27 protein-coding genes are annotated in these 22,836 nt (G+C 39.3%); 4 read left to right on the top strand and 23 right to left on the bottom strand.

The genetic code is table 11. From position 1 onward, the window contains the following. The first annotated feature begins 224 nt into the window (after positions 1 to 224). Positions 225 to 2,390 carry an anthranilate synthase component I gene (locus BK583_RS03475; RefSeq protein WP_055736779.1) on the top strand — a complete coding sequence of 722 codons (2,166 nt, stop codon included), beginning with the start codon at positions 225 to 227 and terminating at the stop codon, positions 2,388 to 2,390. A gap of 62 nt (positions 2,391 to 2,452) precedes the next feature. On the opposite strand, the gene BK583_RS03470 is transcribed toward BK583_RS03475, so the two are convergent. Beyond that, positions 2,453 to 2,839 carry a DUF2500 domain-containing protein gene (locus BK583_RS03470; protein WP_055736778.1) on the bottom strand — a complete coding sequence of 129 codons (387 nt, stop codon included), beginning with the start codon at positions 2,837 to 2,839 and terminating at the stop codon, positions 2,453 to 2,455. Positions 2,840 to 3,320: 481 nt separating this feature from the next. Between BK583_RS03470 and BK583_RS03460 the strand changes: the two genes are divergently transcribed. Further along, on the top strand, positions 3,321 to 4,679 hold the full coding sequence (locus tag BK583_RS03460; protein ID WP_055736910.1) for a hypothetical protein: 1,359 nt from the start codon (positions 3,321 to 3,323) through the stop codon (positions 4,677 to 4,679). Between the two features lie 105 nt (positions 4,680 to 4,784). Here BK583_RS03460 and BK583_RS03455 read toward each other — a convergent pair whose 3' ends face one another. The 3 genes from BK583_RS03455 to BK583_RS03445 all read right to left on the bottom strand — a co-directional run bounded on the left by BK583_RS03455 (position 4,785) and on the right by BK583_RS03445 (position 7,604). Beyond that, positions 4,785 to 5,993, bottom strand: coding sequence for an MFS transporter (locus BK583_RS03455; protein WP_055736776.1), 1,209 nt, complete (start codon positions 5,991 to 5,993; stop codon positions 4,785 to 4,787). 385 nt (positions 5,994 to 6,378) lie between these two features. Continuing rightward, positions 6,379 to 7,095 (bottom strand): class I SAM-dependent methyltransferase, encoded by a 717-nt coding sequence (locus BK583_RS03450; protein WP_055736775.1) that lies wholly within the window; start codon positions 7,093 to 7,095, stop codon positions 6,379 to 6,381. Positions 7,096 to 7,109: 14 nt separating this feature from the next. Then, complete coding sequence (locus BK583_RS03445) at positions 7,110 to 7,604, bottom strand: GNAT family N-acetyltransferase (RefSeq protein ID WP_038483501.1); 495 nt, start codon at positions 7,602 to 7,604, stop codon at positions 7,110 to 7,112. 82 nt (positions 7,605 to 7,686) lie between these two features. Between BK583_RS03445 and BK583_RS03440 the strand changes: the two genes are divergently transcribed. Further along, entirely contained in the window at positions 7,687 to 7,974 is a 288-nt protein-coding gene (locus tag BK583_RS03440; protein ID WP_038483504.1) for a hypothetical protein, read from the top strand. 5 nt (positions 7,975 to 7,979) lie between these two features. Here BK583_RS03440 and BK583_RS03435 read toward each other — a convergent pair whose 3' ends face one another. From BK583_RS03435 to amaP, 11 genes are all read right to left on the bottom strand, one after another. After that, positions 7,980 to 8,717 (bottom strand): AAA family ATPase, encoded by a 738-nt coding sequence (locus tag BK583_RS03435; protein WP_038483507.1) that lies wholly within the window; start codon positions 8,715 to 8,717, stop codon positions 7,980 to 7,982. Positions 8,718 to 8,914: 197 nt separating this feature from the next. Then, positions 8,915 to 9,598: a hypothetical protein gene (locus BK583_RS03430; RefSeq protein WP_055736774.1), complete on the bottom strand. Its 684-nt coding sequence runs from the start codon at positions 9,596 to 9,598 to the stop codon at positions 8,915 to 8,917. Then, entirely contained in the window at positions 9,595 to 10,464 is an 870-nt protein-coding gene (locus BK583_RS03425; protein ID WP_055736773.1) for an ATP-binding cassette domain-containing protein, read from the bottom strand. Before BK583_RS03425 ends, BK583_RS03430 begins: the two co-directional genes overlap by 4 nt. Next, positions 10,461 to 10,835 carry a GntR family transcriptional regulator gene (locus tag BK583_RS03420; RefSeq protein ID WP_038483516.1) on the bottom strand — a complete coding sequence of 125 codons (375 nt, stop codon included), beginning with the start codon at positions 10,833 to 10,835 and terminating at the stop codon, positions 10,461 to 10,463. Before BK583_RS03420 ends, BK583_RS03425 begins: the two co-directional genes overlap by 4 nt. 207 nt (positions 10,836 to 11,042) lie before the next feature. Next, complete coding sequence (locus BK583_RS03415) at positions 11,043 to 12,149, bottom strand: CAP domain-containing protein (protein ID WP_055736772.1); 1,107 nt, start codon at positions 12,147 to 12,149, stop codon at positions 11,043 to 11,045. A 202-nt stretch (positions 12,150 to 12,351) separates the two neighbouring features. Beyond that, a complete protein-coding gene (locus tag BK583_RS03410; RefSeq protein ID WP_038483522.1) occupies positions 12,352 to 12,537 on the bottom strand; it encodes a hypothetical protein in 186 nt (61 codons plus the stop codon). Between the two features lie 51 nt (positions 12,538 to 12,588). Then, on the bottom strand, positions 12,589 to 13,854 hold the full coding sequence (locus tag BK583_RS03405) for an MFS transporter (protein ID WP_055736771.1): 1,266 nt from the start codon (positions 13,852 to 13,854) through the stop codon (positions 12,589 to 12,591). A gap of 63 nt (positions 13,855 to 13,917) precedes the next feature. Beyond that, positions 13,918 to 14,517, bottom strand: coding sequence for a TetR/AcrR family transcriptional regulator (locus tag BK583_RS03400; protein WP_055736770.1), 600 nt, complete (start codon positions 14,515 to 14,517; stop codon positions 13,918 to 13,920). Between the two features lie 117 nt (positions 14,518 to 14,634). Then, the gene (locus BK583_RS03395) at positions 14,635 to 15,108 is read right to left on the bottom strand and encodes an Asp23/Gls24 family envelope stress response protein (protein ID WP_038483525.1); all 474 of its coding nucleotides are present in this window, start codon (positions 15,106 to 15,108) and stop codon (positions 14,635 to 14,637) included. 23 nt (positions 15,109 to 15,131) lie between these two features. After that, positions 15,132 to 15,341 (bottom strand): DUF2273 domain-containing protein, encoded by a 210-nt coding sequence (locus BK583_RS03390; protein ID WP_038483527.1) that lies wholly within the window; start codon positions 15,339 to 15,341, stop codon positions 15,132 to 15,134. An 11-nt stretch (positions 15,342 to 15,352) separates the two neighbouring features. Beyond that, positions 15,353 to 15,898 (bottom strand): alkaline shock response membrane anchor protein AmaP, encoded by a 546-nt coding sequence (gene amaP, locus BK583_RS03385; RefSeq protein WP_055736769.1) that lies wholly within the window; start codon positions 15,896 to 15,898, stop codon positions 15,353 to 15,355. 236 nt (positions 15,899 to 16,134) lie between these two features. Between amaP and BK583_RS03380 the strand changes: the two genes are divergently transcribed. Then, positions 16,135 to 16,365 (top strand): hypothetical protein, encoded by a 231-nt coding sequence (locus tag BK583_RS03380; protein ID WP_055736768.1) that lies wholly within the window; start codon positions 16,135 to 16,137, stop codon positions 16,363 to 16,365. A 6-nt stretch (positions 16,366 to 16,371) separates the two neighbouring features. On the opposite strand, the gene BK583_RS03375 is transcribed toward BK583_RS03380, so the two are convergent. From BK583_RS03375 to BK583_RS03340, 8 genes are all read right to left on the bottom strand, one after another. Beyond that, positions 16,372 to 16,791 carry a YhjD family protein gene (locus BK583_RS03375; protein ID WP_055736767.1) on the bottom strand — a complete coding sequence of 140 codons (420 nt, stop codon included), beginning with the start codon at positions 16,789 to 16,791 and terminating at the stop codon, positions 16,372 to 16,374. A 306-nt stretch (positions 16,792 to 17,097) separates the two neighbouring features. Next, the gene (gene solA, locus BK583_RS03370) at positions 17,098 to 18,231 is read right to left on the bottom strand and encodes an N-methyl-L-tryptophan oxidase (protein WP_055736766.1); all 1,134 of its coding nucleotides are present in this window, start codon (positions 18,229 to 18,231) and stop codon (positions 17,098 to 17,100) included. Between the two features lie 112 nt (positions 18,232 to 18,343). After that, positions 18,344 to 18,628, bottom strand: coding sequence for a GNAT family N-acetyltransferase (locus BK583_RS03365; RefSeq protein WP_269083175.1), 285 nt, complete (start codon positions 18,626 to 18,628; stop codon positions 18,344 to 18,346). 174 nt (positions 18,629 to 18,802) lie between these two features. Further along, a complete protein-coding gene (locus BK583_RS03360) occupies positions 18,803 to 19,552 on the bottom strand; it encodes a class I SAM-dependent methyltransferase (protein WP_055736765.1) in 750 nt (249 codons plus the stop codon). A gap of 178 nt (positions 19,553 to 19,730) precedes the next feature. Further along, on the bottom strand, positions 19,731 to 20,537 hold the full coding sequence (locus tag BK583_RS03355) for a GNAT family N-acetyltransferase (RefSeq protein WP_055736764.1): 807 nt from the start codon (positions 20,535 to 20,537) through the stop codon (positions 19,731 to 19,733). A gap of 54 nt (positions 20,538 to 20,591) precedes the next feature. Continuing rightward, positions 20,592 to 21,485, bottom strand: coding sequence for a Ppx/GppA phosphatase family protein (locus tag BK583_RS03350; RefSeq protein WP_055736763.1), 894 nt, complete (start codon positions 21,483 to 21,485; stop codon positions 20,592 to 20,594). 390 nt (positions 21,486 to 21,875) lie between these two features. Beyond that, positions 21,876 to 22,271, bottom strand: coding sequence for a GNAT family N-acetyltransferase (locus BK583_RS03345; RefSeq protein ID WP_055736762.1), 396 nt, complete (start codon positions 22,269 to 22,271; stop codon positions 21,876 to 21,878). A gap of 13 nt (positions 22,272 to 22,284) precedes the next feature. Continuing rightward, positions 22,285 to 22,833: a putative glycolipid-binding domain-containing protein gene (locus BK583_RS03340; RefSeq protein ID WP_055736761.1), complete on the bottom strand. Its 549-nt coding sequence runs from the start codon at positions 22,831 to 22,833 to the stop codon at positions 22,285 to 22,287. Positions 22,834 to 22,836: the final 3 nt, after the last annotated feature.

Raw genomic sequence — 22,836 nt, 5'->3', positions numbered from 1 at the left:
CTAACGTTGACAACCCTTTTTCATAAAACATTTCTTGTAATTCCGTCATACCTGTAATAGAATGTGTAACAAGCATAAATGTGTTTTATGTAGAGAACTAGTTGAGTAGAGTTTAGTGAGAAGAGCAGAGATGAGTAGAGCAAACGATTATAAAAAGGGCATACCCCTGTTTATTTGCTGATGCTTTCTCTGTATACAAACGTATACAAAGGAGGTTTTTTAGTGTGAGTATTCTTTCCACATTGAAAACAAATGAAAAAACAAAACACTACATTACAGACGGAGACATTCTCGTTACAAGAAGAATTGAGACCGTCTCCCCAACCAAAATTGACACAGACATTTTGCCAGAAATAGATGCTGTAAAAGGCGCTGTTTTTTCAAGTAGCTTTGAATTTACAGGGCGTTATTCAAGATGGGATGTTGCCTTTTTACGTCCCCCACTCGAAATAAGCTTTTCAAATAACCGTTATTCCATTAATGCACTTAACGAACGAGGCGAATTTCTATTAGAACTGGTTCGTACTCATTTTTCAAACAGTCGTTTTGATTTTATTCGGGGCTTTAATGACCAACAAACGAGCCTACACGGAACGATCCCGGCTACAGCAGCCATACAAAATGAGGAAGACCGCACCAAACAACCTTCCATCTTTCACATTATTCGAGAACTGAAACAACTATTTGCTTCCGATGAAGATCAATTTTTCGGTTTATATGGTGCATTCGGGTTTGACCTTATCTATCAATTTGAACAGCTTGCGAAAGAAAAAAAACGCCCAGACGACCAAAAGGATCTCGTTCTCTATTTACCTGATGAATTAACCATTGTAGACCATCATTTATCAATCGCCTATACCCTTTCTTATGACGTCCAATTTAATAAGAAATCGACGAATCACTTAGAAAGAACAGGTCAGTTTAAACCATATGAACGAGGAACCCTCACACGGGAAACACCTTATAAAAAGGGTTATTACGCTGATCTTGTTAAGAAGGCCATTCCTTCTTTTCACGCAGGCGACTTGTTTGAAGTAGTGCCAACCCAAGTGCTTGAAAAATCACTTGTCTTAACACCTTCAGAAGTTTTTCAACAACTACGCGACATTAACCCAAGTCCGTATGGCTTTATTATTAATTTAGGTGAAGAGTACCTTGTTGGAGCCTCACCAGAAATGTTTGTCCGCGTGCAAGGGCAACAGGTAGAAACCTGCCCCATATCTGGAACCATTCGCCGTGGAAAAGACCCACTTGAAGACGCACAAAATATTAAAAAACTGCTAAACTCGAAAAAAGATGAAACCGAACTAACGATGTGCACAGACGTTGATCGGAATGATAAAGCACGTATTTGCTTACCAGGCTCTATAGAAGTAATTGGACGCAGGCAAGTCGAAACCTATGCGCGACTTTTTCATACAGTCGATCACATAGTCGGTGAAATGCGTGAAGAATACGACGCCTTAGATGCGTTTATGACGCATATGTGGGCCGTAACCGTTACAGGGGCTCCAAAAATTGAGGCATTACGCTGGATTGAAAAAAATGAAGAGACGCCCCGGGGATGGTATGGAGGTGCAGTTGGCTGGTTCGCTTTTAACGGTGACCTTAATACAGGCTTAACCTTACGGACTACAGCAATTAAAAACAATACTGCAACGTTACGCGTTGGCGCAACGCTTTTGCACACTTCTGACCCGGAAGAAGAGGAAGAAGAAACACTCGTGAAAGTTTCCGCGCTGGCGGAAGCCGTATCGCCACAAAACCATGAACCAAGAACACCACATGTTTTCCAGCAATCTGGTAAAGGCAAACGCGTCCTTATTGTTGATCATGAGGATTCGTTTGTTCATACCCTAGGTAGTTATTTCAAGCAAACAGGTGCAACCGTTTCAACAACACGGTCCATTTATGCACAAGATTTTTTAGAACGGAATTCATATGATTTAGTCGTGCTGTCTCCTGGTCCCGGAACACCTAAACGCTTCGGACTCTCAGACACCATTGCTCTTTGTGTAGAAAAAGACATACCGATCTTCGGCGTTTGCTTAGGCTTCCAAGGCATTGTTGAACACTTTAAAGGTGAGCTCGGCCTGCTTGAAACGCCGTCCCATGGCGAACAATCAGACGTATTTGTTCAACAGAGAGATGGACTGTTTAGCAATGTCCCAAAACAAATTAGTGTTGGTCGCTATCATTCCATTTACGCCAAAACGCTGCCAGATTGCCTACGCTTAGAGGCAACCACTACTGACCATATCCCAATGGCCATTCAGCATAAACATCTACCAATTGCAGGGGTTCAATTTCATCCTGAATCCATACTAAGCAAGTCTGGAGAAGTTGGCTTGCAGCTTATTCAAAACGTCATGGCAAAATTATGCGTATAACAAAGAGGCCGATGAATCCATCGGCCTCTTTCATGAGCTTTTGCAGCAAAGGCTTATTATTGTCAACGTCTTTCGAAACTTAGAAAACGTGTGCCTTGAAATGTTAGTGTCCCAACGTCTCTTTCGGCAAGTAATCCATACTGACTACTCGTTAAAGAAAACTCTAACCGGTCCCCACTCTCAAATTGGAAGGTGGCATAATAAAAAGTGGAAGCACGGTACGAGGAATGCTCATGATGATGAGACGTTCCCTGACGAACGTCAGATCGCTTTGTTGTGACAATTGCGTCTACTCGTAACTTAGGAGATTGATTGTTTGTGTTCCATTCTTTTAACCCTCTAACACCTACACTAATAAAAACGACTAGGACAATCGCAAAAATACAGAAAAACACCACCGGAAATAATGAGAAAAACCAGTCCCCTCCGGTTTCAAAACTATCATACATGTCCATCCCCCCTCTATCATTACGTATCATACGTTATTCGGCACACAATCGGTTCAAACTAAACAATGGCATCAAAAAAAAAGTGCCGCAGAAGCACTTCACTTTTTCAATTCAGCTTTTTCTTAATGAAGCTTGCGCTAGTAAAAAAAACAAACGCTAGTACTCCTAAGAGGACTTCGAATACGATTATTCGTTCCGTATTAAAAAGATAAGAGGAACAAATCAAAAGAAGAACGATACTAATAGAGAAAACGAGACCACTTAGAATAATCGAAACAGTAGACCATTCTTTCATACTACCACCCACTTTTTTACCTTTTTACCCTTTTCTACTATATTATAGCACAAGCACCTTATTTGCTATTTCCGTACATACTGCACCCCACTCTAGGCACATGCATATGCTACAGCAACAACTTTATTGTAGAAAGGACTCTGATGAAGGGTGTTGACGCTTCCACATTGGCTTTATCTCTTTGGCATGTTACTCATTATTGGCACCATGCTTTTTCGAAAAAATGTCGTTGTCCCTGCCATTATTATGACGTTTCTACTAGGGGTCGCCTATACAGGTGCTATCACTACTGGTGTCCAAACGGTTTTCTCAGCTAGCCTTATTGCGGCAGGTGAGCTATTCAGTATTTTCCTCATCATTGCCGTCATGTCTGCTCTTTTACAAGGACTTGAAGCCATCGGTGCGAACAAACAAATGATTCAACCGATTGGGAAAATCATGATTAACGGTCATATCTCGTATCTTATTATTATACTCGTTACGTATATCATTTCATTATTCTTTTGGCCAACGCCAGCAGTTCCATTAGTCGGGGCGCTGCTACTACCTGTTGCTATACGTGCTGGTCTCCCACCTATTGCTGGTGCTGCGGCAATTGTTTTGGCGGGGCAAGGGATGGCACTCTCTTCTGACTATATGATTCAAATTGCACCAATGCTTAGTGCTACAGCGGCTGGTGTTGAGGTGCAGGCGGTTGCGGATCAAGCACTGATTCTTTCTCTCCTTACAGGAATCACCGCCATCCTCCTTGCTTATTTATTTCTTAGACGGCACATTAAGCGAAAAGACGACCGTCATTTAACGAAATGGATGCAGGGCGTTACTCAAATAAAAACTGACGTACAAGTCACGTGGAAATCAAAGCTTTTTGCCATTGTTGTGCCACTATGCTTTCTTTTAGTTGTTGGCTATATGCTCTATACAGCCTTTTTCACTAACTTGTCTTTAGAAGGCGGTGCAGGGGCTGCTTTAATAGGAGGATTAGCATTACTCTTACTCATTTTAACGAGTCTCGTTCATAAACCAAAGCAAGTGTTTGATTCTGTAAGTGATCATCTTGTAGACGGATTCTTATTTGCCTTTAGGGCAATGGGACCAGTTATTCCCATTGCAGGATTTTTCTTTTTAGGAAGTAGTGACTTTTCGTCGGCTATTTTGCAAACAGATGCTTCACCAGCTTTTCTTTTTGAACTGGTCTCAGCTGGTCAACCGTTCATTCCAGAATCCGGTGGTTGGACGGCGTTTGGTATTTTACTAATTGGGATGATCACAGGTCTCGATGGATCTGGCTTTTCTGGCCTACCCCTTACAGGCGCACTTGCTGGTGCTCTCGGTCCAGTATCTGGGATGGACCCAGTCACTTTAGCGGCCATTGGACAAATGGGGGCAGTTTGGGTTGGTGGTGGTACGCTGATTGCCTGGTCTTCCCTAGTAGCAGTTGCTGGTGTATCACGGGTACCAGCACAGGAAATCGTTCGAGTTTGCTTTCTTCCGGTTATCATCGGATTGATCGTTTCAACCCTTTTCGCCGTCTTGTTTTTTTAATTTACACGGACTGTTCACTTAAAAAAGTACCATAGGCTGCTAGTTAAGCAGCCTATGGTACTTTATCGTTAAACAAGCTTTGTTTCATTATAACTATTCCTTAGGCTATTCATTCTCATAGTACGATTTTTTCCCTTTATTCATCACAACCATATACATGTAGCAGCCAAAGACGAGAAACATAGCCGAACTAAAAATATAGACAGGACGAATAGCACTCCATTCTGCAAAAGTACCGATTAATGCAACTGCCACAATCGTTAACACCGCCTCGACCATACCAACAAGATTCGTAAACCGTCCCATAATTGATAGCGGAATATGACGCTGGTAAAAAGTGAGAAACCCTATATTGGCGAATGTAATAGCAAATGTCACGATGAAAACACCCAGTGAAGCTATAAGAAATGTGTGGGAAAATGCAAAAATACAATAGCCAATTGGCGCAACTACTGCACCAATGCCCATTAATATATTTATCTTGAGCTTCTTCGCAAACCAAGCATTCAAAAGTGAACTCACGACCATTCCTAGACCAGCAATGGCGACTAGGAAGCCATACGTACTTTCAGATAATAGTAGCACCGTCCTTGCAAATGCCGCTTCTATGGAATCAATCCCTGCTAAAAAAACAACAAACCCGCCAAATAAGAGATACACCCACGTCACATGTGTATGTTTACGCCCAAAAGCCACAACCATTTTCCAATCTTCCTTTATGACGGGAAGCGTTACTCTTTCATAGACCACTTCTTCATCTTTGGAATCAAGATTAGGAAGTAGCATAATGACAAACGCTGATACGAGTAAGGCAATCGCATTCACAAAAATAGCCATATTGGCTGAACTAACAATAAAAAGCATCCCTGCGATTGAGGGTCCGAGTAAAAAGCCACTGGACTGAATGAAATTTCGCAATGAGTTGAAACGCTGCCTATTCTCTTTCGGGATTAACTTTGTCATATAGACAATTGATGTTGATTCAAACATTGAACTACCCATATTAATCAACAAAACAAGTAGATAGATGAATACCAATGAATCCAAAAATGGTAGACAGAAGATCAAGCATGCACGCACAATATCTAATATGATCATTAGCGTTCGTTTGTTTAACCGATCAATATACGAACCTGCCCACACATCAGTTAAAAGGGTGGCCATTGGGATTAGTAAATACAGAATTCCAACTGCTAAAGGTGAATTCCCTGTCATGGTTAATACCGTTAAATTTAAAGCAAGTAGGTAAACCCACGCACCAATATTTGAAATTCCAACACCAACTAACAAAAGTATAGGGGCTTTCCAGTTCATGTAGCACCACTCCTAATCGTTTTTTTGAACAACGAAAAAAAGTCTCACCTCCCAAGGTTCTTAACCTTGGGGGCGAGACTTCGGATTGTTAGAAGTTTCGCGGTGCCACCCCAGTTTGCTGCTGTATCGCTACAACAACCTTTTCAAGTACGCCATTCACATGAATGGTTATACTCTATCTCAATAACGGGAGAACCCGGCACACCATCACTTTCAGTTGAAATGAAAGATCCTTTGTACAGCTCAGAGACTTGTTTCCTTGCGCCATTACATTCTCCATTCCCACCATCAGGAGTTCTCTGTTATGCTTGTGCACAAGTACTCTTCTCATCGTCGCTTGTTTCGTTTTTTTATTATAGGTATTTTTCTGAATAAAGTAAAGACATTATTTTATTCCATGAAAGATAAAGGATGAGCTTGACGGGGTTGCTTTTTTAAATTCCCAGTCACCGTAGCTGTATACCGAAGAAAAACCCGCCTGATGCAATGACTGCCGCAACGTTTCATGACTTCTGAACGTCAGCTTCATTTGTTCGGTTACATACACCTCTCCAGATTGAGCCCCTTTTACCGTTTCATAAAAGGTATAAACATCATCAATAAATCCATCATAAGTCGTCCAAATTTCTAATGGCTCCCCTGTCTGTTCATGAACAGCGAAATCCGGCGTATCATCTTGTTCCCACTGTTCCCATACCTTTGCTTCGGGATTACGTGTATCAAAAATAAGATGACCTCCCTTTTTCAGCCCACGATAGGCATCTTGGAGCATTTTCTCCCAGCTTTCCTCAGTAAGAAAAACTTGGGACACATTTGCTGTTAATACAACTGCATCATATGTTTCTTTTTTTAACATCGAGCTATCACCAAGAACCCACTGTACCTCTTTTCCTCGCCATTTCTTTTTGGCATAAGCAAGCGCTTCTTCATTCGGATCAATTCCTGTTACATCATAACCTCTTTCTATATAATGAACCGTTAACCGCCCTGTACCGCATCCTAAATCAGCTACTACCTGAACATTGACTTTTTCTAATAAAGCAAGAATAAATTCGTCATCTTTACCAAAGTGATTCAGTTGATCATAGACTAAAGGAATCATGAAAGTCCCCCTATTTATAGTAGTTTATATAAGTAATATTCATTCACAGGCTTTCCATCCACTAGTAAGGAATGGATCTTTTCCCCTTCAACCGTAAATCCTAAATTGCGGTACAGTCGATAGGCTTCTGTGTTGGTTTTCATAACCGTTAACTCCAATCGAGTTAGCTTCATCTCTTTCGCCCATTCGAATAACCGTTTAAATAATTTCGTTGCTACTCCTTTGCCACGAAATGGTTCATCAACACCGATTACAATGTAGGCAGAGTGACGTTTACGCTTTACTGTCCCACCAATCGCCATGATAAAGCCAATTAAGCTTTCGTCTACTTCAGCCACAAATAATTCGGTGGTTTTGGTTTGGATGATTTGTTCAATCATTTCCTGTTGTTTCGCGATTGAAATGTTTTTTTCTTCAGGTTCAAACAACATATAGCCCGAGGAATCGATACGTTTACTTAGTGCTAAATAGTTCTCAGCGTCTTTTAGCTCAATTGTCCTTATGTGCATCTTATCACCCTCTTACTAGCAATTGAAAAAAATGTAAGTTCCCCTTACAATGAAGATCAGTCGTCTTCTTGGAGGGAATGAAATGGCTTTACGTTTAACATCTATTATACTTCACGGTTTACTTGCTGTACTTGCCCTTGTGATTGGCCTAACAGCACTCTATTATCCTAGTAACATTTATGTAGCACCGGTACCAAGCGTTTGGATTACGTTGCTTGTCCTCTATCTCATGATCATCATTGCGTCTACCTTTATGCAACTACGGCGCCCAAGCAGCGGTTTACTAGTCTTGTCCGTTTTGATCCTTACGCTAGGTTTCTTTTCTATTCCAGTTCTAGCAGCATTTATTGAATTCACCTTTCACTTATAAGAGGGTCATTCCTGACTCTCTTCTTCATCATCACGTAATAGTTCCTCAAGCATTGTCTTCCGATGTTGCAAAAAGGAACGTGTCACCGCATAGGCATTTGTCTCTTCATACTCAACTTTTTTTATTGACTCTTCACCGAAATGAAAAATAGCAGCATTCGGAAATCCAAGTAAGATAGGAGAATGTGTTGCAATGATAAATTGGCACTGTCCCTTCTTTGTTAAATCATGCAGTATACGCAAAAACGAAAGCTGCCGCTGTGGAGAAAGAGCTGCTTCAGGCTCATCTAATAAATAAATTCCTTTCTGTCCAAACCGATTTGCAAAGAGGGAGAAAAACGATTCTCCGTGTGATTGATGATGAAGCGATTTGCCTCCATACGCGTTAAGGGCTTCAGGATGACTGTCTAAATAAGAGGCAAAGTGAAAAAAAGACTCAGCTCTGAAAAAGAATCCTTTTGTTGCTTTAGGTAGCCACGATAACCGTAAATAGTCGCCAAGTGAAGATTCAGAAGCATGAAGGTCATACACGTTGTTTCGACTTCCACCAGCCGTGTTAAACTCACATTTATCAGCAATCCCTTCTAATAACGTTGATTTGCCTGAACCATTTTCCCCAACAAAAAACGTAATCGGTGCTTCAATTTTCAGTTCATCCGTCCGCTTTACAAACGGAATAGAAAACGGGTACACGTTGTACGATGCAATACGATCATGCTGAATTGTAATATTTCGTAAAAACATACCAGCCCCTCCAATCTCTCTACTCCATTTTCACACGATTATTCTCCTTAATCAATTGTACTGTAAATAGAAAAAGACCCCCTCTTGAAAGGAAGCACCCGACTTCCTCCTGTCTATTCTCTTTTTTTATTCGTTTAGCTACTAACATGCGATAATCAAAAAAACGAGCACAAAAAGTGTTGATATCACTTTACTTTTTAGCGAAGTGTCATGCGTTTTAACAACGGGTGACTAGCACTAAATGTCACCACACCAATGAGAGCGAGTAAGAAAAAGGATTCAAGAAACTTCCCGTCATATAGCTGAGTAAACCACTTCATACTCGCTTCTCTCACCAAAGGGATTAATAGCAAAAGGCCCATAACAGCAAGCGCAACGTAAAGAGGCATCATTCCATAACGAAAACGCACCGTCCCGAATAAATAGAAAAGGCCAGCTAAAAGAACAGCAAACGTGATATCGTATCCTATTCCATGTATGAATGTAAGCTCAGGTAATAGTTCTTGGAAACCGACAAGTGTCACATTTTCAAGTGAAAATACGCTACTGATCGCCGGTAATATAACAAGATAAAGCCGATGGAGACATTGACCTATTAGAATGGCCGCTAGAAGAATAATCAAACTAGAGAAAAAGAATTGAGAGCGTGTTGCTCCTAGTTTTAATGCATATTCAAGATTATTTTTCGTCAGTTGAAAGCTGTTGGCACATAGCCATACAAGGAATATGGGCCATACAAATAATATAATCGTTGTACCATTTATAAACCAAGCAATTGTGTAGCCTAAAAGTAAAAAGCCTAAAAGCATGAACCAAAAATAAAGGAAGCCTTTTAACATATCTGAGAGAATGAGTTTATTGAGTACCATTAGTTGATTCATACGAACGACCTCTCCTTTGCTGTGTAGTCAATAAAGAACTCTTGAAGCGATAATGGTTGGACGCTACAGTTCATTGGTAACGCCAGCTCCTGACCCTTATCCAACAATATCGCTACTGTCGATTCAGACAAAAACGAATCTTCAGATATGATTTTATAGACTGAACGATTTATTGTTTTCATCGCCTCCGTAGGACCTGTAATACGTAAGGCTCTCTCAGCAAGTTCTTCAACTGGCTCTTGTAATAACACTTGACCATGATTCACAATGATAGCGTGCTCAAAAATGCTTTCCGTTTCTTCAATGAAGTGTGTTGAAAATAAAATGATCCGAGGATAGTCGACGTAGTCTTCAATAATCTCTTTGTATAGCTTTTTTCTCGCCGTCGCGTCCATACCTATATAGGGTTCGTCAAAGATTGTTAATGGCGCTCGGCTGGCTAAGCCAATACTCATATTTAGAGCTGAATTCATCCCTTTTGATAATTCAATTAAACGTTTGTTTAACGGTAAATCATACTCTTTCACAAGACGATGCAGTAGTTCTTGATTTAAATTTGGATAAAAGGCCTCTATCTGTTTTAAAACATCTTTAACTTTAAGCGTTGGTTTGAAATTATCGCTTTCTTGAATAAAACAGATGTGATGTAAAATAGAAGCATTATCAAAAGGGCTGGCACCATATACTTCTACAGTACCGCTATCCCAATTTGCTAACCCTGCCATGACATGCATACACGTCGTTTTCCCTGCACCATTGGGTCCGAGGACTGCGTATATGCCTACTTTGTCAATCGTTATGTTCATATTTCTTAGTATCTCTTGCCCTTTTATCTGTTTTCTTACTTGATTTAATGAAATATTCATTTACGTCTGCTCCTCTCATTATCAATTAGTTGTTTAATGTGCTCATCACTTAAATCGATCTGCGTAGCCTCGTCTAACAACGGTATAATGTAGTTCTGTTTAAACGATTCTTGCCTTTCCTGTATAAGCTTAGCTCTTGCACCTTCCGCTACGAACATACCAATTCCTCTCTTTTTATATAAAATCTTTTGGTCAACCAATAAGTTAATGCCTTTCGCTGCAGTTGCCGGATTAATCTGTAATTGCTTCGCAAATTCATTTGTGGAAGGAATTTGATCCCCTTCTTTTAACGCCCCACTAACAATCTCATTTGCTATCCGAACAGTTAGTTGCCTGAAAATCGGTTGATCACCGGAAAAAGAAAATACCATGTCGTTTAAACCTCCGGGGTTCATTACTTATGTAACTAACCATATAACTTAAGAAAGTATCTGTCAACAGCAAGATCAGGAGTCCGCTTCTCTCTAGCCTTACTTACTGTTTTACTAAATCGTTCTTTTAGCATTCATCTTATTTCATAACAATTTAAAAACAGATTCCCACACAAAAAAGCTATGGATAGGGAAATCCATAGCTTCTTATCTTGTATAAAATTTTTCAGTGAAGAACGGTTGGCCTTCTTCCCCAAAAGCAACGCCAATTCCTACATTTTCAAATTGGGCGTTTAAAATCGCTTCACGGTGTCCAAGTGAATTCATTAATCCTTCATGGGCATAGATACTACTGAACTGCCCCATTGCAAGGTTTTCACCAGCGGTCCTAAAGCGAATGCCATCTTCCTGCATGCGATCATAAGGAGACTGCCCCTCTAAATTAGTGTGATCGAAGTAACGTTTTTCTGCCATGTCAGCACTATGTTTCCTTGCTGTATAGCGCACATCTTCAGCCCACACCAGAATCGGCAAACCATGCGCTACTCTTTCTGCATTCATCACATCAAAAAGTTGATATTCGAATCCATCACGTAATGCCTCATCTTCATCTGCGTACAGCGAACGTTTATCTTGTTCAACATCATGATCCATAATCTGAATCCCTGTCACAGTCAGATCTTGATGTTCATCATAAAACATCGTCACATAACTGTCTTCAAGCTCGAACAAATCATACGCTTCTTCTTCGTTCAATTTATAAGAAAACAGTCCCTTGCGTAGAACATCAATCGGCTCCCCTAATTGCTCTCGCACAACCTGTTGGGGAGTACCATATGTGATACCGCTCTCTGATGCAAGTAAGTCTTGATTCGTATAAAGACCTTTTACGAGGTCATTCTCATTATAAGAAACCATAAAGAAATTCTGATAATCTGAATGATACGCATACCACTCTAACCCGTACTCATTTACAGTCACCCGTTTTGGCTCTCCAACCTCTTCTTCTACTTCTTGTTTCGTATCACCTAGCTCTATATTATGAACGGAAAAGAACGTATCTTCAGGAGTTACAAGGTCTGGTGCTGGGGCTTCAACTGCAACTGCTTCTTCTTCAGGTTGTTCTTCAACAGGCAAAACAGCACGGAGAAAATCGTCTACAAATTCAAAGGAAAAATCAAAGGTTGTATCTCCACTCCACTCTTGAATCGAATCAACAGATGAAGCTAAAGCTTTCTTTGTCGGTTCAAACCAAAATTCTCGTGTACTATAGGCAATGATCACTATAACAACACATACCAGTAATCGTCTCATACGGTCACGCCCTTATTTTTCAATCATACTTATTCTCTACTAGTAAAGGTAACCAACCTTAGTTTACTTCAAACCTTTACGTCTTCATTATAGGAGAATCCTTAACATACAAGCAAAAGGAAAATAATAGAACAATGTGTGAGACGCCTAAACAACTATAAAAAAGACATAAAAAAGGAAGCTTCCCTTTTCGGAGGCTTCTTTAGCTCTCTGTATCTACATGGTCTTTTAACAATTCAAGCAAAGCGAACATTCCCATTATGCCTCCACAAACACTTAAAATGACGAGCATAGGAAGCATGCCTGTAAAGGTTGTCGCGTAAGAAAAAAGATAAGCCAGTACCACACATAAGAAAAGAGCCCCTACTCCTTTAATCATCCCTTTCATACTTATTCAATCCTTCCGATTTTTTAGTATCATTCCCACTTCAGCATGACCCTAAACTTCTTGTCGAAAACGATTGTCTTTCCTTTCCTCATCCATGTTTTGAATAAATCGATAGAAAAGAATGACACTTCCCAAACCTATTAAACAGAATAAGAACGTCATGGTAGTAAAGGATAACCAATGGCTTATCACCAGAAAAGCTCCTGCGCTACAAACACCAAGTAATAAAGCAATTTGATACCAACTCATATAGGTACTACGTGCATGATCTGGAACGATGGTTGCTAACATCGTCTGCTTTATGGGCATATAAAGCACTTCACCAATTGACGCAATAAACATTCCGATTATTAGTATAAATGGTGTCGTACTTATACTTAGAGTAATGTAACCTATAAAAAATAAGAACACCCCACCAAGCAACGTCACATAAGGAGACCACTTTTTTGTCCACTTTGCAATACCGAGTGTGAACAGAATGACAATTACCGTATTCTCAACCTTTAACAACCCAAGCATTTCTATTCCACTTGCTTCAGTAGAAAGAAGTATCAATACCCCTTCCCCTTTTTGAATCTCTTGTACAAATCGAATTCCTAAATAGTTCGTGAGCTGCTCTTCCATTGCAACAACAAGCAAACTAGCAAAGCAGAAGGTCAAAAACCCCCTCTCTCCTAAGCGCTTAGCAAGCTTTTTTCGACAAGCTAACTTTTTGGAGGTATGACGCAATTCAGTTTTTCTTGGCATCGTTTCTTGTATAAAAAAGATGGTTACAATCACAGCAACTAAACTTGTACATGCAACGGAAAGTAATAAGAAAAATAAAAATTTATTAAACAGCATAGCTCCTAATAAACTGCCGATGGCGACACTGATATTGCCTAGCCAGTATGAATAGGTATAAATTTCTTGTCTTTCATTAGGCTGACTGCAATCAAGAATTAATGCTTGATAAATAGGATTAACAGCTCCCGTACTAAATTGGGCCATAAGAAAAAATAAAAATGTTGCTAACGCCGACGTCCCCCACGATCCATTAGACAATGCTGCACCTAAATAGCTAATAATAATTATACTTTCGAACAAAAGAATGAGTTTTTTTCTACCAAATCGGTCTGCTGCAGGTCCTCCTATCATTGCGCCCGCAACACTTGCCATAATAACAGCTATTAACATAAATCCACTTGTAATAACACCCAACTTTGCAGAAAAATAAATAATTAAATAGGGAATAACCATCATCGTTGTTAATTTTGCCATAAACATTAATAATAACCGAATTTGAATGGTTTGAGAAAAGGAACGAAATGAGGACAAACGTACATCTCCTTTATTGACGATTGATTAATCAATCGTTTTTAATGTAGAAAAACGAACCTATTACTTTATAGGTCCAAATAACTGTATAGCCGAGTGCTTAAATGGTTCCCAAAAACTACTGTATCTTGAGTCAGTCGTATTGATGCGAAGTCCAGTTAACAAGCTCGTATACATGGTTGCCACAGTCATCGAATCTTGCTTGACTAGTACATTTGTTTTCTGTCCATTCTCTACTAGTATTTTGACTCGTTCACAAAATTCATCGTTAAACTCATCTAGTTTAGCAAACATATCTGGGTATTTTTGATACTGACCGATAATTTGAACAACAATAGTTAAATAATCTTGAAGCCGGGCGTATAAGTCAATATGCGTGTGAATCATCTTTTTTAACTCAACTACAGGCTCTTCTGCATAGGGGTTAAAAGATAAAACTTCTTCTTTAAATATGTCAATTGGTTCCACAACTACAGCATAAAATAAAGTTTCTTTATCTTTAAAATAAGTAAATACACTTCCAAAACTAACATTTGCCGCTTCTGATACTTTTTTTATTGTTGTCCCTTCAAACCCCAAGGTAGCAAATAAATTGGTGGCAGCAGTAAGGATAGCTGCTCGCTTTTTCTTCATGCTTTCTCGTTGACCATCTGATAGAGGCATCTGTCACACTCCTTTGACGATTGATTAACCAATCAATCATTAAAAGAAGTATACACGAACCTTGAATAGCTGTAAATAAAAAAGACTGTCAACTATTGTCGACAGTCCCTTTCACAACTATTCTACTCGGTCACTATTGGTGCGATTTTTCGTTCCATTTCCATCTTTAAATTCTTCTCTTGTAAAAACATCCGCAACATTCATATTAAATTCAACAAGTTCTAAACCTGTCATTGTTTTAATATTCTCTGCCACTTCTCTTTTTATGGATTGATAAATTTTAGGGATTTCCTTCCCATACTCCACATAAACTTCTAAATCAATCGCTGCTTGTTTCTCACCTACATCAGCACTGATTCCTTTTGTAATGTCTTCGTCACCACCAAATGTTTCTTTGATGCTCGAAAAGAATGAACCGCTCATACCTAAAATACCGTCGGCTTTCATTGTTGCGATTGCAGTAATTTTCTTAATGACTTCTGTATCATAGGTTAAGCGATCGCGGTTTTTATTCTTTTCTTCCTGTTCTCTTTTTTCCTGCATATACGTTTCATCTGTTTTTGTTGTTGATTTAACATTTGTTGTGCTCATTCAAATCATCTCCTTATTTGGATTTACTGTCGTTTACTAAAAAGGGCATCAAGATAGGCTGAAGCATTCAGGTCTCCGTCTGCCCATTTCCCTACTAAAAAACCAATGGTGATAAATATGCCAACGGCAACAGTGTACCAAAAGCCAATGGTAAAAAAGAGAACACTGAACACCGCTGCAATCACAAGACCGACTATACGTCCACGATACCGTTTTAACGTTTCTGGATTCATGCGCACCCTCCTTAAATAACACGTTGCCGCTTATTTTGATTTGGCTGACTCTGTTTCACAAACACCCTTACTTCAGATACAGCTACTTCTAACCAAGATTCTAAATCTTTTTTTACGCGATCCTGTAACTCTTTCGCATTTTGTTGAACAGGATTTGGACCAAATGGCGTATATGTGATGTCTAATGATACACGATTTGAATCCCTAGAGATGCGAGAGCGTATCTCTAATGAACGCATACCATCAAGGGTTCGAGCGCTTTTTAATGCTGTGGATTCAATTGATTGCTTCGAAATGCCAATCTCTCCTATTTCCGTAGAGACATGATAAGAGTCAATTTCACTTTCACTTCTTCTAAAGCTAGCGATGAATAAAATTAACGATATCAAAACTAGGAAGGAAAAGATTCCAATTAATACCCAAAAATAGGGTTCGCCTAATGCAAGAATCTCATCAAAGACATTGTAGACGTCCGTTATTTGAAGAATAATACCTATGGACACTACTAAAGTGATTAACGCAAATAGAGCGACAAAAAACCTAAGAACGCCATTCATTGTCTCACCTCCTATATACATACCTAACATCCATCTTGCAAGAATAGATACGGTTTAAATTTACCCCCTATTTTTAAATCTAAACATTCTTAGACCGACCTTTCGTCCCATAGTTTTTGTTGATTTCAGCAAATTTATGAGGCGCAACACCTAGTTTTTTCAAAAAAAACAGATTTACTCTCCATCCCTTTGGGTATAAGAGAGTAGAGATAAACCGTTAAACAAGGAGTGATAACGTGCGGAACGTGTACGAATTGAAAATGAATTCAGGCGAAACAAAGCTTTATGGAATTAAGGTAAAATTGAGAACGGTATTGTACGAAGGCGTTAATTTAGAAGAAATACTTTATGACTTTGGTTATGAGTGGGAGTTTATCCATACATACTTAGAAGATATTAAACGAGATTGTCAGAACTATACATTAGAAGAAACATTATTGCAGAAAAGACCACTCGAACATTATTAACTTCCTCTATAGCTGTTCTTCTTTTGTTTCATTCAAATAAAAGATAACATAACGCATGACTTCACTTTTTAATCGATAGGAAGGTCCTCCAGTATAAATCGTCTTCCCTTGAACATAACATGCATAAGTAAACGTACGATCCGCTTTCATCTTTGGCTTCAGATCAACAGTCATGTGCCGTTCTCTCATTAGAGCTTTCGTCTTTAACAAATCTTTGTTTAAAAGAAGAAGCGCTTGTTGAATGACTCTTACATATGCTTCTGGAAACATCACGTTTATCTCCCGTTTCAGGAACTTAGTCTGTTCTTTCACTAAAATCTTCTTTGCGAGGGTAGTAAATATATACGTACGTAAAAGTAAAACGGGTTCTGTTTTCACAGTAAGTAAGTGATTAAAATCAAGTTCATCGCTCGCGTTTCTACTCACCCATTCGCACCACCTTTCATTCGTTCATTCAGTATATGAGAATGTACGTTCTCTATACAAGCAAAAAAAAGATCTGACAGCTGGTTAACGAAACCGATGCGATCAGACTTCGGTGCAATGGCGCACTTTCTGAGCTATACCATTTCCATAACTTACTAGTAATAAAAACCGACGCTTCTCTTCATTTACAATCCAGTGATGAACACCAAATCTTATTTTGTGTAAACACGACATGCCACCGATTTAATAGAAAGAACTCCATTTGCATTCTCTTACATGGCCAATGAAATACCCCCAGCGCAAGCCTTATTCTCTTTCAAAACGATTTAAGGAAAACGCCGAAATATCGATCTCTGTCTCGCCTGAACATACAAGTTGACTTAAGGCTTGTCCAACTGCACTACTAAATTTAAAGCCATGGCCTGAAAAACCTGCGGCAACATAAAGATTCTTATAGTGAGGGTGCCGGTCAATAATAAATCGATCGTCCGGTGTCATCGTATACATGCAGGTTTTCCCATAAGCCATATTTCCAACATTTGGTATATGTCGATGTACAAAGGTACGCAAGTCTGCCTCGTCTTCGGAAAACGTTCCAAATGGAGCCATTTGTTCGTCTGGATGAATGGGTATGCCCCCGTCATGACGTCCGACTTTCAAGCCAGCACCTTCAATACTCGGAAACCCATAGTACAAACCATTAGGTGATTCATAAGCAAATGCAGGAAAAGTGTCCTTACCGTAAATCCGTTCATCTGCATGAAACCAAGCGAACGTTTTTCTTAAAGGGGTAAGTGGCAGTTTCAAACCGATTCTATCGAGCAACGAGCCTGACCATGCTCCAGCTGAAAGAATGACTGAATGGGCAGTGTAGGTTTCATCAACTGTATGAACTTGGGCCTCCTGATCGTTTAACGTGATACCGTTTACCTTGCACCCTGTTAAAAGCGTTGCACCATAGTGTTTAGCTAATGCTTCATAAGCAGTGATGCTATCTTCACACTTCAGAACTCCAGATTCTGACTCAAAACAGCCAATTGATTCATTTGGAACATATATACCTGAAAAACGATTATGTAGATCTCTAGGATTTAATATTTGTAACGGTAACTCATAATGTTCTGCACTTTTCATCGTTTCTTGAATAAATGATCCTGTTTCCTTTCCAACGCTAAGTACACCTGTTTTAAGAAAAATTTCTTTTCCACTCTCTCGTTCGAGCTCGTACCATAACGATTGCGCTCTCCTTACAAAAGGGACGTACTGTTCTCCTTCTGCATAAGCATGTCGAATCATTCTTGTTTCACCATGGTGACTTCCACGCTGATGAGGAGGATTCTCTGCGTCTAATAAAAGCGTTCTCTTTCCACTTTTCGCTAGAAAATAGCCCGCAGCCATCCCCATTGAGCCAGCGCCAATAATAATAACATCATTGTGCATGTCTTTCCTCCTATCAAGTGTGGCTGTCTATTGCTTCAAACATCTTCCAATCCTGTCATATGTATGATGACTCTATTTAATCAAACGTTTAATTACGAAAGGTGACCTGTTGCTACTTACCTGCTTGATTACGATAGTGCCTAATCATCATGCCATTTCCCTTTGCCATTTGAAAGGATTGATAAAAGCCCACTAAATCGTCCTCACAGCACAAATCTACCACATAATAATCCCTTAATCCCTCTAACATTCGTGTGACAAGCGTTTTCCCAATTCCTTGATGTTTATATTCAGGTAACACTTCTAAAAAAGGTATGTATGCAGCAAGAACACCATCACTTACAACAGTAATAAAACCTACAACACGCTGATCTTCTGTCCCAAGAAAGAACGATATACGTGCTTTTTTGCAGTCATTCTAGATGTTTTTCAGGAGTAGGGTAGTTTTTTCCCCAATCGTCAAAAAAACGATTAACATTTCAGCTGTTATTCCATCCAACGTTGTTTGGTAATACATCGTTTCCCTCTTTTCCATTTGAAAAAATGCGCCTATAAAGGCGCATCCAGGCTTTTAGCGTATTGCTACAATCATAAACCGTTTTGAATTGGTTTTTATTCCTTGATCGGTTTGGTACTGTTCACAAAAAGCATGTAGTTGTTCGTACTCTCTCTTATCTTTTCCGAACGCCCCTAGTATTGGAGTGTGTTCTAGTAAAAACGCTAAGTCATTTTCTGTTTGATAATATTCAATGGCATCATAATTATACGCCTGAACATGTTTATAGCCAGCAGTTTGAAGCTCCTTCACATAACGATCTTGCAACGTTCCGTCTACAATGGTAAACGCTTGTCCTCGATTAAACCATTCTTTTAGATTTTGTTTGTCGCCTTCGCTCACTTGCTGAGTCATAAAGACAGCCCCCTCTTTCATAACCGTCTTAAGCTCTTGTACATCAAATGGTGCATGACGACAAGTAACGAGATCGTAGTATCGATTTAATTCTCCAATATCCTTGTTGTCCAAGCAATGTGAAAAGACGTTTCTATTCTTAGAGTGCCGGATATTTCTCTCTGCTGTTCTCACCATTTCCGGTGCGTTATCAACAGCATCGATCCTGGCAACAGCATCGGCCAATGTTAATACTTGTTCGGCTCCACCTGTACCTAAATCAAGCAGCATATCATCAGGCGAACAAAAGTCTCGAACCAATTTATAAAAATCCCATTTCACTCCTGAAGAGACAGCATGAACGCGTGTGAAATCCCATCCAATTTCTTTTCCAACATGATTGTATAAACGTTTTAAATCTTGATTGTTCATATTCATAACACCTTTCAATTATATGTGGTTTTCATTGTTTAAAAAGGCAGACGTATCCCTTTGCGGCTAGTACGAGTTTTTTTCTAGCCCGAATGACAGATACCTCGACCGTAATAAAACAACATGTATTCACCTCATTTGAAAGATTATGACGATTATAACATAAATATTAAGTGCGTTATTTAACAATTGAATACGCATCTAAAGAAAAATCAGTTATCCACTTGTTAGAAACGACTCTAAATCCGAGCTGTTTGTAAACATGAATGGCGATCGTATTCTGAGCGAAAACAGATAAGTACACGTTTGGTGAACAGGCTTTTCCAACACGTGTTAACGTACTCGTTATTGCTTTAGCATAGCCTTTCCCTCGAAAAGAAGGCTCGGTTACAATGTTTCCTAACTCTACCAACACCTCGTTATAAAAATGAAATCCCCCAACCGCTGCGTAATGTTCTCCCTCACGAATAGCATAAAACGGATAGCGCTGTAATTCTCTTTCCGCGAAGTAGTTCATTCCGTTTTCAGCTAAAAACCTAGCACACGCTTCCCATTCACTTTCTGTTATCTGCTCAATCAAGTCTCCTTTTAATAATTTTTGATCGTCTTCATGCTTCATGGTAATAAAAGCTACTGGCTCATTCACAGTAAGTTGTGCTGCTTGGAATAAAGCTAAATCTACATCAGATAAGATCGTACCACCCACAATTCCTTCATGAAGATTCAGTTCTTTTCTCACATACGATACGAGTAAGTCAAGATGAAGTTCTTTATCATCAAGACCATAAAAAGCAAACGCCGGAAACGATAACTTGTCAGTATAAGCAAGAACGCCGGTTAGTCTTTCGTTTACAAATTGACCAAAGAAAGAGGCTTCATGCCGACGCATGGATAGATAGGTGAAAAATAAATAATCGTCCTCTGGCTTTACGTTTTCTGCTAGTCTTTCCACTGTTTTCACATCTAATCTATTGTGCTGTATCATTCCATCACCCCTTATTCTAGTTTTCACTGCATAAGACAAAACCCACTTGTTTCTTTACAAGGATAGCGTGTTCGTTTTTACGTTTAAAGCAGTGATGATCCCTTCAGTAATGGTTAGTTGCTTACATAATATGCTGGTAATAGGAAATACCTCTATAACAGCTAACAATGGTAGAAGCCCTCCTTTAAAAGAGGGCATGCGATGCTTCGGAATCCATCCTAAATGACGATACGATTCATCATCCTTTTCTACTAACTCAAGGAGCTGTTGCCTAAGGTCGCCTCCTGATAAAACTTCCTCTGTCTCTTTAATTTGCAAGAAATAATGTGGATCACCAATAGTAACTAACGTAGAGAAAGACTCTGTGTTTAGCATCTTCTGCATCGTCCATTGCAGGTTTTCTTTTAGTTGATCGACGAAGTAGCGCCAATCGACACTCGTCTGATGGAAGAATTGTTTACTTAACGTGGATGCTCCAAATGAGTAACTATGAAAAAAAGCTGGCCTTGACTGTGAGATCACTGTTAATTCTGTACTTGCCCCACCCGTATCTACAAGTACACCTTGATCAAGCACCGTTTTGTCTTTTAAAGCAAGGTAGCCAAGGGCTGCCTCAACATGTCCTGACAAAATATGAATCGTAATATGGAGCTTCTTTTTTATTTCCTCAACAATAGCGAATCTATTTTTAGCCAACCTCAATACACCTGTGGCAAAAACAAAGGAACCTCGACATACGTACGCCTCTTCAACTTTTTTAAACTGCTGTAGCGCCCAACTAATCTTCTTTATCCCTCGATCTAGCAAGATTGATTGGCGAGTGAGCCGATCCACTAATTGTACTTGTGCTTTTTTCCGTGCAACCGTGCACCATAATCCTTTTTCCTTCTTACAAATCGTACACGTTATTGAAGTAGAACCAATTTCAATAATAGATACGTAATGCATTAATAACCCTCCGTTCACAGTCTTCACTATTCATTAATAGAATTGGTTCTTTTAAGAATAAAGAAGCCATATGAAGTAGGAATGAACATCATGTAAAACGATTATATAAATTGTAAATAATGTGTATGAATTGCAAACGTTTCTGCTAACGACCATTTCCGCATGACTTTTCGAAAAACCTCATTGGAGTCTATTATTCAATAGGCGTATGATACAGAAAGAGCCTACTATTTTGGTGGAGCTGTAGTTGGAACCATTTCGGGTACGCTTAGGCATTGTTATTCTCCTTACGGCGGTTGCGATTCTTTCCTTTCTTTCTACTAAACGAATAGCGTACTATAGTCAAGGCGATCCACTTCTACCCTGCTTATTTACTAACTTGATTTGCAGCTAAGCTTTCCTTGGAATTGCAAAACCATTCTCGATCTGCTCAAAACCTAGCTTCGGATAATAATCCATAGCTTCCACTGATGCCCTTAGCAGTAGTGTGACATTTTCCCCTATTTCATCCTTTGTTTTATCAACTAGTTGACGACCGATCCCTTGAAATTGATAAGCTGTATCCACAGCAAGGTCCGATAAATAACAACAATATGCATAATCCGTTAAACTTCGTGCAACACCTATAAGCTTTTCTCCGTCCCAAGCAGTGACAAGCAAATTTCCATATTTGAGCATTTCCTCTAGACGATTCAAGTCTTCTAAAGGTCGGTTAATGGTTGATCGTTGAAAGACAGAAGCCAATTGCTGTGGCGTAATCATTTCACCCACTTTTATTGTAATCATTCGTCTCTCCCTCCTAACGGTTTAACTGTTTGAAAAAGCCTGGATAACTCGTGATAAATCCAAAAGAATCCACTGTAAAAACAGTCGTAAAAGAACCACTTTGGTATTTGAACGTTCTTTGTTCTCCTTCTTCAACTAATGTATAGCGTTGATTTCGTTTCCTGAAATTCATTTTTCTATCAATATAGACAACCTCTAAATCGACGGGTTCATTTATTGTCCATTCGTTACGATTAATTGGTAGGGTATTTGTAAAAGGTGTACAGGACAAATCTATGTCTCTTGCCCCTTCCAATGACTGAATCGTTTGTCCGTTCTTGTCAAACCATCTACCTTGTCCATTCGTCGAAAGTGTAAGGAAGCTCACTGTTCCTTTCTCCTTTAAGTCAATCTTTCTCACTTCCCAACCATGCGAAAGAGTAACAGCATATTCTAAACAAAAAGAAGTATCTTGACCGGTTTGAATCACTGTACTTTCTATGTTTATCTCTACACTCCCTTTCTTCATAAATAAGTATTCAAGCCCCACATGTTCCGTGTTTTGCCAAACAACCTTTTTCATCCT

This window comes from Shouchella oshimensis (assembly GCF_002019765.1).
GTDB classification, from domain to species: Bacteria; Bacillota; Bacilli; order Bacillales; family Bacillaceae_D; genus Shouchella; species Shouchella oshimensis.
This window is presented reverse-complemented; position numbering and strand designations above follow the sequence as displayed.

What these genes read in the sequence shown, in the direction of transcription:
- BK583_RS03470 (WP_055736778.1), bottom strand. Translation starts at nt 2,839, where the DNA reads ATGTATGATAGTTTTGAAACCGGAGGGGACTGGTTTTTCTCATTATTT.
- BK583_RS03460 (WP_055736910.1), top strand. Translation starts at nt 3,321, where the DNA reads ATGTTACTCATTATTGGCACCATGCTTTTTCGAAAAAATGTCGTTGTC.
- BK583_RS03455 (WP_055736776.1), bottom strand. Translation starts at nt 5,993, where the DNA reads ATGAACTGGAAAGCCCCTATACTTTTGTTAGTTGGTGTTGGAATTTCA.
- BK583_RS03450 (WP_055736775.1), bottom strand. Translation starts at nt 7,095, where the DNA reads ATGATTCCTTTAGTCTATGATCAACTGAATCACTTTGGTAAAGATGAC.
- BK583_RS03445 (WP_038483501.1), bottom strand. Translation starts at nt 7,604, where the DNA reads ATGCACATAAGGACAATTGAGCTAAAAGACGCTGAGAACTATTTAGCA.
- BK583_RS03440 (WP_038483504.1), top strand. Translation starts at nt 7,687, where the DNA reads ATGGCTTTACGTTTAACATCTATTATACTTCACGGTTTACTTGCTGTA.
- BK583_RS03435 (WP_038483507.1), bottom strand. Translation starts at nt 8,717, where the DNA reads ATGTTTTTACGAAATATTACAATTCAGCATGATCGTATTGCATCGTAC.
- BK583_RS03430 (WP_055736774.1), bottom strand. Translation starts at nt 9,598, where the DNA reads ATGAATCAACTAATGGTACTCAATAAACTCATTCTCTCAGATATGTTA.
- BK583_RS03425 (WP_055736773.1), bottom strand. Translation starts at nt 10,464, where the DNA reads ATGAATATTTCATTAAATCAAGTAAGAAAACAGATAAAAGGGCAAGAG.
- BK583_RS03420 (WP_038483516.1), bottom strand. Translation starts at nt 10,835, where the DNA reads ATGGTATTTTCTTTTTCCGGTGATCAACCGATTTTCAGGCAACTAACT.
- BK583_RS03415 (WP_055736772.1), bottom strand. Translation starts at nt 12,149, where the DNA reads ATGAGACGATTACTGGTATGTGTTGTTATAGTGATCATTGCCTATAGT.
- BK583_RS03410 (WP_038483522.1), bottom strand. Translation starts at nt 12,537, where the DNA reads ATGAAAGGGATGATTAAAGGAGTAGGGGCTCTTTTCTTATGTGTGGTA.
- BK583_RS03400 (WP_055736770.1), bottom strand. Translation starts at nt 14,517, where the DNA reads ATGCCTCTATCAGATGGTCAACGAGAAAGCATGAAGAAAAAGCGAGCA.
- BK583_RS03395 (WP_038483525.1), bottom strand. Translation starts at nt 15,108, where the DNA reads ATGAGCACAACAAATGTTAAATCAACAACAAAAACAGATGAAACGTAT.
- BK583_RS03390 (WP_038483527.1), bottom strand. Translation starts at nt 15,341, where the DNA reads ATGAATCCAGAAACGTTAAAACGGTATCGTGGACGTATAGTCGGTCTT.
- amaP (WP_055736769.1), bottom strand. Translation starts at nt 15,898, where the DNA reads ATGAATGGCGTTCTTAGGTTTTTTGTCGCTCTATTTGCGTTAATCACT.
- solA (WP_055736766.1), bottom strand. Translation starts at nt 18,231, where the DNA reads ATGCACAATGATGTTATTATTATTGGCGCTGGCTCAATGGGGATGGCT.
- BK583_RS03360 (WP_055736765.1), bottom strand. Translation starts at nt 19,552, where the DNA reads ATGAACAATCAAGATTTAAAACGTTTATACAATCATGTTGGAAAAGAA.
- BK583_RS03355 (WP_055736764.1), bottom strand. Translation starts at nt 20,537, where the DNA reads ATGATACAGCACAATAGATTAGATGTGAAAACAGTGGAAAGACTAGCA.
- BK583_RS03350 (WP_055736763.1), bottom strand. Translation starts at nt 21,485, where the DNA reads ATGCATTACGTATCTATTATTGAAATTGGTTCTACTTCAATAACGTGT.
- BK583_RS03345 (WP_055736762.1), bottom strand. Translation starts at nt 22,271, where the DNA reads ATGATTACAATAAAAGTGGGTGAAATGATTACGCCACAGCAATTGGCT.
- BK583_RS03340 (WP_055736761.1), bottom strand. Translation starts at nt 22,833, where the DNA reads ATGAAAAAGGTTGTTTGGCAAAACACGGAACATGTGGGGCTTGAATAC.